Raw genomic sequence first — 12,235 nt, 5'->3', positions numbered from 1 at the left:
AATGAACAGTTTAGTGTTCAACTTTCGCGAGAGCCCTGAATGATTTCGAGCGGCATCTGAACGGCTTTGATCGATGCATCGTGCCGGGTTCGAGGCGCGCCCGTCCGCGCGGTGGCGACGGGGTGTCCCACTCGGCAGAATCGAGGTCATGACCTCTTCCCGACCCGTCCCCGAGCGGGGCGGGTCTCGCGCGTCGAGCCCCGGCCTCGCCGTCGCTGCGGTCGCCCGGCGCCTGGGGGTCGCCCCCGCGACCCTCCGCACCTGGGACCGTCGCTACGGGCTCGGTCCGTCGGCCCGGACCGCGGGCTCCCACCGTCGCTACACGCCGGAGGACGTGGCGCGGCTGCTCGTGATGCGCCGGCTCACCCTCGAGGGCGTCGCGCCCGTGGACGCCGCGCAGGCGGCCCTGGAGGCGGGGGTCGAGGAGCTCGAGGCGGCTGAGGAGGCGTCCGCCGAGGCGCAGCAGGACGTCGAGGACGAGCCCGACCAGGACGACGCGGAGGACGCCCGGCCCGCGGACAGCGGCCCGCGCCCGGCGCGTGCGCACCTGCGGGCGATCCCGGGCGGCGGCGAGGGCCGGCAGCAGCCGCAGCAGCCCAACGGCGTCGGCGCGGGTGGGAGCGCTTCCGGGCGGGTCTCCGCCGTCGTCGACGCGACCCTGGCCTACGACCAGGCGGCGTGCGACGACCTGCTGCGCATCCCCGCCCACGGGGACCCGGCGGCGTGGTGGACGCAGGTGGTCGAGCCGGCGTGGCAGCGCGTCGCGCAGCGCACCGTGCTGGCCGGGCCGGGCGCGGTGCCCGAGGTCGTGCTGGCCACCGCGGTGCTGCACGCGCTGCGGGACTTCACGGAGGCGTTCGAGCAGGCGATGGTCGCCGGCGGGTCACCGCCCGCCAACCACCCCAGCCGCATGCGCAAGATCGTGCTGATCTTCGCCGCGCCGGACGAGGTGGTGCCGCTGTCGGCGCACGCGCTCGCCGCGGCGCTGACGGCGAAGGGTGCCACGGTGCGGATCGTCACCGGCCCCGCCAGCACGCACCGGTCGCTGGAGCTGGTGACGATGGTGCGCCCGGCGGCGCTCGTCCTCGCCACGTCGCAGCGCCGGCCGGACCTCGACGTCGTGCACGCGGTGCACGAGGGCTTCCCCGAGCTCCCGATCGTGGTCGGGCTGAGCCGGGACGACGCCGCGGGCGAGCTGCCGCTCGCCGCCACCGTCCAGCGCGTGCGCTCCTTCACGGGCATGCTGCACGAGGTGCTCGCCGTCGTCGGCTGAGGTGGGGGTGAGCGTCGTCACGCGCCCGGACGGGCCGGAATAACGGCGCGCCCGGGAACGTAGACTCTTGTCATGACGGACTCGACCTCGCCTGCGCACGACCCGTTCGGATTCCTCGGCCTGACCTACGACGACGTGCTGCTGCTGCCGGGGTACTCGGACCTGGCGCCGTCGGACATCGACACCACCTCGCGCCTGACGCGCGAGATCTCGCTGCGCGTGCCGCTCGTGTCCGCGGCGATGGACACCGTCACCGAGTCCCGGATGGCGATCGCGATGGCCCGTCAGGGCGGCATCGGCGTGCTGCACCGCAACCTGTCCATCGAGGACCAGGCGTACCAGGTCGACCTCGTGAAGCGCACGCAGACCGGCATCATCTCCAACCCGGTGACGATCGGCCCGGACGCGACGCTGGAGGAGCTCGACAAGCGGGCCGGCGAGTACCGCATCTCCGGCTTCCCCGTGGTGGACGCGGGCGGCCGCCTCATCGGCATCGTCACCAACCGCGACCTGCGCTTCACCCCCGTGGCCGAGTGGGCCACGACCAAGGTCTCCGAGGTCATGACCCCCGCGCCGCTCATCACCGGCCCGGCGGGCATCGCGCGCGACGACGCGACGCTGCTGCTGCGCAAGCACAAGCTCGAGCGCCTGCCGCTGGTGGACGACGAGGGCCGGCTGGCCGGGCTCATCACGGTGAAGGACTTCGTGAAGTCCGAGCAGTTCCCGGACGCGTCGAAGGACAGCCAGGGTCGGCTGCTCGTCGGCGCGGCGATCGGCTACTTCGGCGACGCGTGGGAGCGGGCGACGACGCTCATCGACGCCGGCGTCGACGTGCTGGTCGCGGACACCGCGCACGGCAACGTCGGGATGCTCATCGACATGGTCCGCCGGCTGAAGACCGACCCGGCCACCCGCCACGTGCAGGTGATCGGCGGCAACGTGGCCACCAAGGAGGGCGCCCAGTCGTTCGTCGACACGGGCGCCGACGGCATCAAGGTGGGCGTGGGTCCGGGCTCCATCTGCACCACGCGCATCGTCACGGGTGTCGGGGTCCCGCAGATCACCGCCGTCTACGAGGCGTCGCTCGCGGCGCGGGCGGCCGGCATCCCGGTGATCGCCGACGGCGGCATGCGGCACTCCGGCGAGATCGGCAAGGCGATCGTCGCGGGCGCCGAGGCCGTCATGCTCGGCTCGATGCTCGCGGGCACCGAGGAGGCGCCCGGCGACACGATCCTCGTCAACGGCAAGCAGTACAAGGCGTACCGCGGCATGGGCTCGATGGGCGCCATGTCGTCGCGCGGCAAGAAGTCGTTCTCCAAGGACCGGTACTTCCAGGCCGAGGTCACCAGCGACGACAAGATCGTGCCCGAGGGCATCGAGGGGCAGGTCCCGTACAAGGGAACGCTCAACGCGGTGGCGCACCAGCTCGTCGGCGGGCTGCACCAGTCGATGTTCTACGTGGGCGCCCGGACCATCCCGGAGCTGCAGAGCAAGGGCCGGTTCGTGCGGATCACGTCGGCCTCCCTCAAGGAGAGCCACCCCCACGACGTGCAGATGACGGTCGAGTCGCCGAACTACTCCGGTTTCTGAGCCCGGCGCCGGACGACGACGAGGGCCCGGAGGCCACCCCGCGCGGGTGACCTCCGGGCCCTCGTCGCATCGTCGTCGCGCGTGGGGCGGGCGTCAGCCCGCCATGACCCGAGCATGCAGGGCCTGGACCGCGTACCGGGCCGACCAGAACGCCCCGTGCTGCCAGGCGGAGACCTCCGACATCCAGTCGCCCGCGAAGTAGACGTTGCCGGAGCCCTGCTGCAGGTGCTTGAAGCCCGACGACGTCGTGTCGGGGTACGCCCACGCCCCCTCGACGTACGGGACCTTGTGCCACGCGATCGAGAACGAGCTCTCCAGCTCGGTGCGGTACTTCTCGCCGTGGATCTTCACGCCCTGCGCGACGGCGCGCCGCTCGCGCTCCCGTGGGGTGAGGTCCGCGTACGCGCGGGCGTTCGCCCCGGTGTTGTAGTAGCCGACGACGAGCCCCTTGCGCTCGCCGTACCCGGAGGAGGGGTACCAGACGTGCGCAAGGTCCATGTCGGTCTCGGTGATGCCGCCGTAGATGCGGTGGTCGTCCTCCCAGAAACGCGACCGGTACTGCAGGCCGATCTTGCCCGCGGGGGAGCCGACGGCGAACTCGCCCAGCGCGGCGTCGGTCTCGGGGCCCCAGTTGGTGTCCCACCGCCGCATGAGCCCGGCCGGCGCGGTGACGACAGCGAAGTCCGCCTCGACCTGCCGTGCCCGGCCGTGCGGGGGCGTGTACGTGACGCGGACACCGCCGCCGGTGTTCTCCACGCCCGTCACCGGCGAGCTGAAGTGCACGTGCTGCCGGCCGATGGCGCGCACGAAGTACTCGTACGTCGTGTCCATGCCGCCCTTCGGCTGGAACATGAGCATCGACTGCTCCCAGTTGATCTCGAACGGGAAGTACTGGCCCACCCGTGACGCCAGCACCTCCGACACGGAGCCCGGGCCGGGCAGCGGCGTGCCGTGGGCGTTCCACGCCGACGGGTAGACCTCGTAACCGCGGTTGGCGCCGCCGGCGTAGGTGCCGTCCGCCTTGAGAGAGCCCCAGCCGCGCAGGAACTCCCGCAGGTTCTCCTTGTCGTCCGCGGTGAGCCTCGCGTCCAGGGCGCCCTGGTCCGTCGCGTGGTGCAGCAGCTCCGACGTGTAGCCGAAGACGTCGGCCTTCGCGGTGCGGTAGCGCACCGGGCGGCCGGGCGTGGCACCCGACCTCTCGTTGTACAGGTAGGCGTCGGCGTTCGCGTTGGTGAAGACCTCGTACGGCACGCCCAGCTCGCGGAGGTAGTCCATGGTCACCATCCACTGCGCGATACGCCCGGCACCGGCGTTCATGTAGATGCCGTCGGCGAAGCGCGCGGTCTGGGTGACGCCGTCGACGTCGGTCTCGGAGTCCCCGCCCCGGATCGTGAGCGTGCGACCGCCGGGACGGTGCCGGGCCTCGAGCACCGTCACCCGGTACCCCGCCTTCTGCAGCTCGTAGGCCGTGGCGAGGCCGGCTGGGCCGGCGCCGACGACCACGACCTTCTTGGCAGAACGGCCGGTCAGGGTGAAGTCGCTGCCGCGCGGTGGGGTCCAGGCGTCGGCCCGGGGCTGTGCAGCAGCGGTCGGGGCGAGCCCCAGCGCGCCCATCGTGGCGAACATGACCCCCGCACCGGAGCCCACGCCGACGGCCTGGAGCAACCCGCGGCGGGAGACGCCGGACGTGGACGCGTCCGTGACCAGCTCGTCTGTGACCATGCGGCACAACCTCTCTGTCGACATCTCTGGCGGCCGACCAGGGCCGGCCGTGTGCCGGGGGTCGCCGTCAGCTCGCTGGTGACGCTAGGAGCCGGTCGTCACGGGGGCGTGTCGGGGACGTGACGGGTCCGTCGCCCGCGGTAACGATCCGGTTTCGTGATGTCGTCGCAGGTCAGGAACTTGTGTCCGACGCGCGGTCGTCATCCGGGCGAAACGTCGCGGGCCTACGTTCCCCGCATGAAGAACACCACCAAGGTCGCTCTCGCCGTCGTCGTCACCGCGGCCGTCGCCGTCCCCGGCACCGCCTACGCCGGCAGCCGGCTCTTCGAGCCGCGGCCCACCGAGGTCCGGTCCTTCGTCACGGGCGACACGGCGTCGATCGCCGACGGCGTCGCCATCGGCAAGAACGTCGCGCTGTACAAGTCGTCCGGCCTCGGGCCCGCCGCGATGCACACCGCGCCGGGAGCCTCCGCCGAGGAGCGGTACATCCCCACGGACGTCTTCCCCGACGGCGAGCTGCCCGACGGCGTGACGCTCACCGAGGCGCAGGGGATCAACGCCCTGCGACGCATCGGCGCCAACCTCGAGGCGGCCGGGCTGTCGTACGAGGACGTCGTGTCGATGCGGGTGTTCCTGCAGAACCCCGACGGCGAGCCGGCGATGGACTTCGCCGGCTGGAACCGCGCGTACCGGCAGTTCTTCGCGAACACCGACCGGTCCACGGGGGAGCCCCTGGAGGTCCAGCTCGGGTCGGCGACCACCGAGCCCATGATCGTCAACGCCGGGCGCCCCTCCCGGTTCGCGCTGGAGATCGAGAACCTGCCGGTGGACGGCTGGCTCGTCGAGGTGGAGGTCGACGCGGTCTACGGGCGGTGACGGCCGCCGTGAGGCCGGGGTCTAGGCCGACCGGGCTCGGTGCACGGCCCGGGGCTCGGCGGGCCGGGGCTCGGCGGGCCAGGCGGTCGACGTGGGTGGGCGGCCCTCGGGGCTGGCGGCCCGCTCGGCGTTGACGCGCTCCGCCCACGCGCGGTGGGCGCCCGCCTGGGCGGCGTGCAGCGCGTCGAGCGCCACGCTCCGCAGGTGCGGATGACGCACGAGCTGCGCGTCGAGCACGTCCAGCGTGGCCAGCACGTCGACGTCCGCGGTGTGCAGTTCGCCCGCCCCGTGCACGTCGTAGAGCGCGCACAGGTCGCCGAGGCGGCGCTTGCCCTCCCGGGCGCCGTCCAGCCAGCGGTCGAGGACGAGCGGGTCGACGACCGGCGCCGCCGGTCGCCCGAGGCGCTCGGGCAGCGTCGCGAGGCCGTGCCGTCCCAGCTCCACGTCGAGGAGCGAGAGGTCGTACGCGGCGTTGTACGCGACGACGGGGGCGTCGGCGCGCAGCTGGTCGGCGAGCGTCGCGGCGATCTCCTCGAGCGCGGCCTCCGGGGCGCGTCCGTGCGCCCGGGCGTGGGCGGTCGTGATGCCGTGGATGGCGGTGGCCTCGGCGGGGATGGCGACCCCCGGGTCGATCAACCAGGTGCGCACGTCGGTGTGCTCGCCCGGCACGCGCCGCACGACGGCGGCCGACACGATGCGGTCGTGCGCGACGTCGATCCCGGTGGTCTCGGTGTCGAAACCGAGCAGGGGGCCGCGCGCCCACCCCGTGTCGTCGTGCCCGAGCCGGCCCATCGCCGCCCCTCCGTTCCCGCTCCGCCGTCCTCGCGGGCTGCCCCGCCGTGCCTGGCACGGACTGTGCCACCCGCCACCGACAGGTCGTCACGACCGCCCCGCCGTGGCCCGCCTCGGTCCCACCGGCGGGGCGCCGGTAGGCTGGCCCGGTGAGCAACGAGATCGAGATCGGGCGTGGAAAGCGCGGCCGCCGCGCGTACTCCTTCGACGACATCGCGGTGGTGCCCTCGCGGCGCACGCGCGACCCGAAGGACGTCTCGGTCGAGTGGCAGATCGACGCCTACCACTTCGAGCTGCCGATCCTGGCGGCCCCGATGGACTCCGTGATGAGCCCGGACACCGCCGTCGCGCTGGGCAACCACGGCGGGCTCGGCGTCCTCGACCTCGAGGGCCTCTGGACGCGGTACGAGTCGCCGGAGCCGCTGCTCGCGGAGATCCGCGAGCTGCCGGCGGGCGAGGCCACCCGGCGCATGCAGGAGATCTACGCCGAGCCGATCAAGGCCGAGCTCATCACGCAGCGGCTCAAGGAGATCCGGGCCGCCGGCGTGACGGTCGCCGGCGCGCTGTCGCCGCAGCGCACGCAGGAGCACTACCAGACGGTGGTCGACGCGGGCGTCGACCTGTTCGTCATCCGTGGCACGACCGTCTCCGCCGAGCACGTCTCCGGCAACGCCGAGCCGCTGAACCTCAAGAGGTTCATCTACGAGCTCGACGTGCCCGTCGTCGTGGGCGGGGCGTCCACCTACACCGCGGCGCTGCACCTCATGCGCACCGGCGCCGCGGGCGTCCTCGTCGGCTTCGGGGGCGGCGCCGCGCACACCACGCGCGTCGGCCTCGGCATCCACGCGCCGATGGCGACGGCCGTCTCGGACGTCGCGGCCGCACGGCGGGACTACCTCGACGAGTCCGGGGGCCGGTACGTGCACGTCATCGCCGACGGCGGAGTCGGCCGGTCGGGCGACGTCGTGCGCGCCGTCGCGTGCGGCGCCGACGCCGTGATGCTCGGCGCCGCGCTCGCCCGCGCCTCCGAGGCTCCGGGCCGGGGCTGGCACTGGGGCGCCGAGGCGCACCACTCGGAGCTGCCGCGGGGCGAGCGCGTGTCGGTCGGCACCGCGGGCACCCTCGAGGAGATCCTCTTCGGCCCGAGCAGCGCGGCCGACGGCACGCTCAACCTCGTCGGCGCGCTGCGCCGGGCGATGGCCACGACCGGCTACTCGGACCTCAAGGAGTTCCAGCGGGTCGAGGTCGTCGTCTCCCCGTACCAGCCGCGGTGAGCAGGGCGGGGTCCTCGACGGTCTCGGCCGGCTCGGCCACCGAGCCCGGCCCGGCACCCGACGTCGCCTTCCGGGAGATCGAGGACGCCGACGTCGAGCAGGTCGTGGCGCTGTGGCGCGCGTGCGGGCTGACGCGGCCGTGGAACGACCCCCACCGGGACGTCGCGGACGCGCGGGCGACGCCGACGTCGACCGTGCTCGTCGGCGTGCGTGGCGGGGTGGTGATGTCCTCCGCCGTGGTCGGCTACGACGGTCACCGCGGGTGGCTCTACTACCTCGCCGTCGACCCTGGGGCGCAGGGCAGCGGGCTGGGCCGGGCCACGACGGCGGCGGCCGAGGACTGGTTGCGTCGCGCGGGCGTGCGCAAGGTGCGCCTGATGGTGCGCCACGGCAACGAGAGCGTGCTGGGCTTCTACGCGGCGCTCGGGTACACGGACGCGGAGTGCGTCGTCCTCGGGCGCGACCTGTAGCCGGCCGCCCGGGCGGCCTCGGGGAGGCCCCCGAGGGACGACGGCCCCGACATCTCGCGCTGAGAGCGAACGGCGACGGCGAGCGCGCGGGAGTGTCGCCCGGGGCGCGTAGGGTGGCGGCCATGTCCACCGCGCACGAGAGCGACGGAGCTCTGGGGGATCTCATCGACCCCGAGCTGCCGGCTGCCACCTACGTCCTCGAACCCGACGTCGTCGAGCCGCTGACCAGGCGGATCGTGACCTCGCACGCTGCCGGGACGCACCGCTCGACCTCACCTTTCACGGGCGCCCCGCTCGCGGCGTACCCCGTCTCGTCGCCCGCCGACGTGGCGACCGCCGTCGAGCGGGCGCGCGCGGTGCAGGCCGGCTGGGCGCGGACCCCGCTGCGCGAGCGCACGACGGTGCTCGACCGGCTCGGGGCCCTCGTGCTCCAGCGGCAGTCCGAGATCCTGGACCTGATCCAGATGGAGTCGGGCAAGGCGCGGCGCAGCGCGTTCGAGGAGGTCGCGGACGTCGCGATCGTGTGCCGGCACTACGCCGTGCGCGGCCCGCGCTACCTGGCCGACCGGCGGGTGCCGGGCATGCTCCCCGTGCTGACGGGCGTGCGCGTGCACCGGCGGCCCGTGGGCGTGGTCGGCGCGATCGCGCCGTGGAACTACCCGCTGTCGCTGGTGCTGTCCGAGGCGGTGCCGGCCCTCCTCGCGGGGAACGCCGTCGTGATCAAGCCCGACCCGCAGACCACGCTGTCGGCGCTGTGGGTGGCCGAGGTGCTGCAGGACGCGGGGCTGCCCGACGACCTGTTCCTCGTCGTCACCGGCGGCGGTGACATCGGCGCGGAGCTCGTCGAGCACGTGGACCACATCGCCTTCACCGGGTCGACGGCGACGGGCCGCAAGGTGGCCGGGCGCGCGGGGGAGCGTCTCATCGGCGCCACGCTGGAGCTCGGCGGGAAGAACCCCCTCTACGTCGCCGCGGACGCCGACCTGGACACCGCGGTGCCCGGCGTCGTGCGGGCGTGCTTCTCCAACACGGGGCAGCTGTGCATGTCCATCGAGCGGCTCGTGCTGCACGAGCGGATCGCGGACGCCTTCCTGGAGCGGTTCGTCGAGGCGGTGCGCGACCTGCGTCTCGGGTCGGAGCTCGACTACACGGCCGACGTGGGCTCGCTGGTCTCGGCCGCGCAGCTGGAGCGCGTCACCGCGCACGTGGACGACGCGCTGGCGAAGGGCGCGCGTGCGCTGGTCGGCGGCGTGCACCGCTCGGACGTCGGCCCCTACTTCTACGCCCCGACCGTGCTCGACGACGTCCCCGCCGACGCGCGGTGCGCGACCGAGGAGACGTTCGGGCCCGTCGTGTCGGTCACGCGGGTGGCGTCCGACGACGAGGCCGTGCGCGTCATGAACGACACCGAGTTCGGGCTCAACGCGAGCATCTGGTCGGCCGACGTCGCGCGCGCCCGTGCGCTGGCGGCGCGCGTCGAGTCCGGCACCGTGGTGATCAACGACGGGTACGCCTCCGCGTGGGCGTCCCCGGCGGCACCGATGGGCGGGTTCAAGGCCTCCGGGCTCGGCCGCCGGCACGGGCGCGAGGCCGTCGAGGCGCTCACCGAGGTGCAGGCGGTCGCCGCCCAGCGCGGTGCCCGGCTCGGCGTCTCGCTCGACTCGCTCTACACGCTGGGCGGCGAGGCCCCGAGCCGGGCGCTCACCGTGGCCCTGGGCGCCCTGCGGAGGCTGCGCCTGCCGTAGGGCCCGCCGCGGGCCCGGACCGGTCGCGGCGCAGGAACGAGGTCAGGGCGCTCCGGGCCTCGGGGCCGTCCAGGAGGCGCGCGAAGACGGCTCCCTCGGCCTCGATGCGGGCCAGGACGGCGTCCTGGTCGCCCGCCCGCATCAGCCGCTTCGTCTCGATGACGGACGCGACGGGCTTCGCGGCCAGGCGGGCCGCCTGCGCGTGCGCGAGGTCGAGGACCTCCGCGTCCGGGAGCACCTGGTTGACCAGGCCTGCGTCGAGCGCCGCCGCGGCGGGGATCGGGTCGCCGAGCAGCAGGGCCTCGGCCGCCCGGTGCCGGCCGACGAGCTCCGGCAGCAGGAGGCTGGAGCCCGCCTCGGGGACCAGGCCGAGGTCCACGAACGGGAACAGCAGCGTCGCGCTCTCGCCGGCGTACACGAGGTCGCAGTGCAGCAGCATGGTGGCGCCGATGCCGACGGCCGGACCGCACACCGCCGCGACGACCGGCTTCGGGAACCGCGCGATCGCCCGCAGGAACCGGTACGCCGGAGCCTCCGGCCCCGCCTGCGGGTGGTCGAGGAAGTCGGCGACGTCGTTGCCGGCGCAGAACACGGTCTCGTCTCCCCGCAGCACCACGGCCCGCACGTCCGCGTCGAGCTCCGCGGCCTGCAGGGCGTCCGCCAGGGCGGCGTACATCGTGGTCGTGAGCGCGTTCTTCTTCGCGGGGCGGTTCAGCGTCACCGTGGCGACACCGCCGGTGACGTGCGTGCGGACTGTGTCGGTCATGACCGGACGATATCGGGTGGCCCGCCGGCGAGGCCGTCGCGCTCGGCACGCAGGTTGGTGCCGGCGGGGCCGCCCCACCGGCGGCGGCCCGCCTCGGTGCGGAACAGGCTCCCGGCCGCCAGCAGCTGGTCCAGGACCGCGGCGCGCCCGGCGCGGAACGCGTCGTCGGGCACGTGGCCGTACTCGGCGCGGACCTGTGCCGCGTAGCGGGCGTAGCGCGGCGGCCCGGAGCCGAGGACGGCGAGGTCGGCGTCGCTGACCAGCGCTCCGGTGAGGTCGCCGGCCGCGGGGTCGTGGTCGGTGGTGACCAGGACCAGCCGCGCGATCTCGTCGACGTCGTGCGGCGACACCGCAGCCGCCTCGCCCGCGAGTGCTGCGCCGCCGACGAGGGGGCCCAGCATCGTGCCGGCCAGCGCCGCGGAGCGCTCCTCGTCCCGGCCCGCCTCGCCGTCGTGCACGGCGTCGTGGAACCACAGCGCGAGGGCCGCGAGCCGCGCCGACCCGGGTGCGCCGTCCGCCACCAGCACGTCGAGCGCGTCGAGGGCGTCGGCCAGGTGCAGGCGCGAGTGGTACACCCGGTGCGGCTCGCGCCACCGGTCCACCAGCTCGGCGCCGACGGCACGGGCGTGCCGACGCGCGTCCGGAGCCCACAGGCCCGACCAGCGGTCGAGCAGCTCCGCGCGCGAGGCGCGCCGCCGCTCGCGGCCCGGCACGCGCAGCACCGACGCGCCGAGCCGGCGGGCGAGCGCCCGCCCGTCGAGGGCGACCGCACCGGCGGCCACGAGCGCGTCGTGGCGCTCGGCGGGCACGTCGTAGTGGTCGAGGTCGAATCCCCGGTCGCCGAGGCCCTGGGCCCGGGCGAACGTGCGCAGCTCGTGCAGCGACGTGTCGGAGACCAGGTGCGACCACAGCGTGCCGTGCGCGGGCCACGCGGGCGGGTCGATGAGGAGCGTCACGACCCGACCCGCTCGCCGTCGCGGCGCGCGAGGGCGTGCCGCACCTCGCCCACGATCGCGGCCATCGCGGCCTCGGCGGCGTCGGGGTCGCCGTCGGCGACGGCGCGCGCGACGGCCTCGTGCTGGTCGAGGGCCTCGGGCACCGGCGACGCGGGCATCAGGCCCAGGTGCGTGCGCCCGGCCAGGACCTCGGCGACGACGTCGGCGAGGGGGCCGAACATCTCGTTGCCGCTGGAGCGCAGCAGGAGCTCGTGCATCCGCACGTCCAGGGCCAGGAACTCGGTGAGGTCGCCGGCCTCGCCGGTGGAACGCATCCGCCGCGCGAGGTCGAGCAGCTCGCCACGCACCTGCGGTCCGGCGTGCCGCGCGGCGCCTGCGGCCGCGAGCGGCTCGACGGCGTGCCGCAGCTCGGTGAGGCTGCGCAGCTGGGCGTCGCGCCCGGGACCCTGCAGACGCCACCGGATGATGCGAGGGTCGAGGACGTTCCAGTCCTCGATGCCGAGGACGACCAGGCCGACCCGACGACGGGAGCGCACCATCCCGAGGCCCTCGAGCATCCGCATCACCTCGCGCGCGACGGTGCGCGAGACGCCGTGCTGCGCACCGATCCCGTCGAGGGTCAGCGGGGTGCCCGGCGGGGCGTCGCCGCTGGTGATCGCGCGCCCGACGGAGTCGAGCACGGCGGTGTGCAGGGAGGGCCGGGCCATACCGGGAGCCTATCCGGCCCCGGCCCGGCGCGGCGGTTTGGTGTGACCAATGTTGGCAAAGGTG

11 protein-coding genes are annotated in these 12,235 nt (G+C 74.4%); 6 read left to right on the top strand and 5 right to left on the bottom strand.

Annotated elements, in window-relative coordinates; genetic code table 11:
* Positions 1-148 precede the first annotated feature (148 nt).
* Both IEW03_RS14695 and guaB read left to right on the top strand, forming a co-directional pair.
* On the top strand, positions 149-1,273 hold the full coding sequence (locus IEW03_RS14695) for a MerR family transcriptional regulator (protein ID WP_188524453.1): 1,125 nt from the start codon (positions 149-151) through the stop codon (positions 1,271-1,273).
* Between the two features lie 72 nt (positions 1,274-1,345).
* Positions 1,346-2,863: an IMP dehydrogenase gene (gene guaB, locus IEW03_RS14690; RefSeq protein ID WP_188524452.1), complete on the top strand. Its 1,518-nt coding sequence runs from the start codon at positions 1,346-1,348 to the stop codon at positions 2,861-2,863.
* 93 nt (positions 2,864-2,956) lie between these two features.
* Here the strand turns inward: guaB and IEW03_RS14685 are convergent, their stop codons facing one another.
* On the bottom strand, positions 2,957-4,585 hold the full coding sequence (locus IEW03_RS14685; RefSeq protein ID WP_188524451.1) for a flavin monoamine oxidase family protein: 1,629 nt from the start codon (positions 4,583-4,585) through the stop codon (positions 2,957-2,959).
* 237 nt (positions 4,586-4,822) lie between these two features.
* On the opposite strand from IEW03_RS14685, the gene IEW03_RS14680 reads away from it, so the two are divergent.
* A complete protein-coding gene (locus tag IEW03_RS14680; protein WP_188524450.1) occupies positions 4,823-5,461 on the top strand; it encodes a Rid family hydrolase in 639 nt (212 codons plus the stop codon).
* A gap of 21 nt (positions 5,462-5,482) precedes the next feature.
* Here the strand turns inward: IEW03_RS14680 and IEW03_RS14675 are convergent, their stop codons facing one another.
* Positions 5,483-6,253 (bottom strand): exonuclease domain-containing protein, encoded by a 771-nt coding sequence (locus IEW03_RS14675; RefSeq protein ID WP_188524449.1) that lies wholly within the window; start codon positions 6,251-6,253, stop codon positions 5,483-5,485.
* Between the two features lie 149 nt (positions 6,254-6,402).
* Here IEW03_RS14675 and IEW03_RS14670 point away from each other — a divergent pair, with 149 nt between their 5' ends.
* The 3 genes from IEW03_RS14670 to IEW03_RS14660 all read left to right on the top strand — a co-directional run bounded on the left by IEW03_RS14670 (position 6,403) and on the right by IEW03_RS14660 (position 9,742).
* On the top strand, positions 6,403-7,527 hold the full coding sequence (locus IEW03_RS14670) for a GuaB3 family IMP dehydrogenase-related protein (protein WP_188524448.1): 1,125 nt from the start codon (positions 6,403-6,405) through the stop codon (positions 7,525-7,527).
* On the top strand, positions 7,524-7,997 hold the full coding sequence (locus tag IEW03_RS14665) for a GNAT family acetyltransferase (RefSeq protein ID WP_188524447.1): 474 nt from the start codon (positions 7,524-7,526) through the stop codon (positions 7,995-7,997). Before IEW03_RS14670 ends, IEW03_RS14665 begins: the two co-directional genes overlap by 4 nt.
* A 122-nt stretch (positions 7,998-8,119) precedes the next feature.
* The gene (locus IEW03_RS14660; RefSeq protein ID WP_188524446.1) at positions 8,120-9,742 is read left to right on the top strand and encodes a succinic semialdehyde dehydrogenase; all 1,623 of its coding nucleotides are present in this window, start codon (positions 8,120-8,122) and stop codon (positions 9,740-9,742) included.
* Here IEW03_RS14660 and IEW03_RS14655 read toward each other — a convergent pair.
* Genes IEW03_RS14655 through IEW03_RS14645 form a run of 3 tightly spaced genes read right to left on the bottom strand, consistent with a single transcriptional unit; the run spans position 9,699 to position 12,171 of the window.
* Entirely contained in the window at positions 9,699-10,508 is an 810-nt protein-coding gene (locus tag IEW03_RS14655) for an enoyl-CoA hydratase (RefSeq protein ID WP_188524445.1), read from the bottom strand. The genes IEW03_RS14660 and IEW03_RS14655 overlap by 44 nt on opposite strands.
* Positions 10,505-11,464 carry a DUF4031 domain-containing protein gene (locus tag IEW03_RS14650; RefSeq protein WP_188524444.1) on the bottom strand — a complete coding sequence of 320 codons (960 nt, stop codon included), beginning with the start codon at positions 11,462-11,464 and terminating at the stop codon, positions 10,505-10,507. The genes IEW03_RS14655 and IEW03_RS14650 overlap by 4 nt, the downstream gene beginning before the upstream one ends.
* Positions 11,461-12,171 carry a FadR/GntR family transcriptional regulator gene (locus IEW03_RS14645; RefSeq protein ID WP_188524443.1) on the bottom strand — a complete coding sequence of 237 codons (711 nt, stop codon included), beginning with the start codon at positions 12,169-12,171 and terminating at the stop codon, positions 11,461-11,463. The genes IEW03_RS14650 and IEW03_RS14645 overlap by 4 nt, the downstream gene beginning before the upstream one ends.
* Positions 12,172-12,235 lie beyond the last annotated feature (64 nt).

Origin of the sequence: Isoptericola cucumis (genome assembly GCF_014635665.1) — a bacterium.
GTDB lineage: Bacteria > Actinomycetota > Actinomycetes > Actinomycetales > Cellulomonadaceae > Isoptericola > Isoptericola cucumis.
Note: the sequence above shows the minus strand (reverse complement) of the source record. Positions and strands in the feature narration are given on the sequence as shown.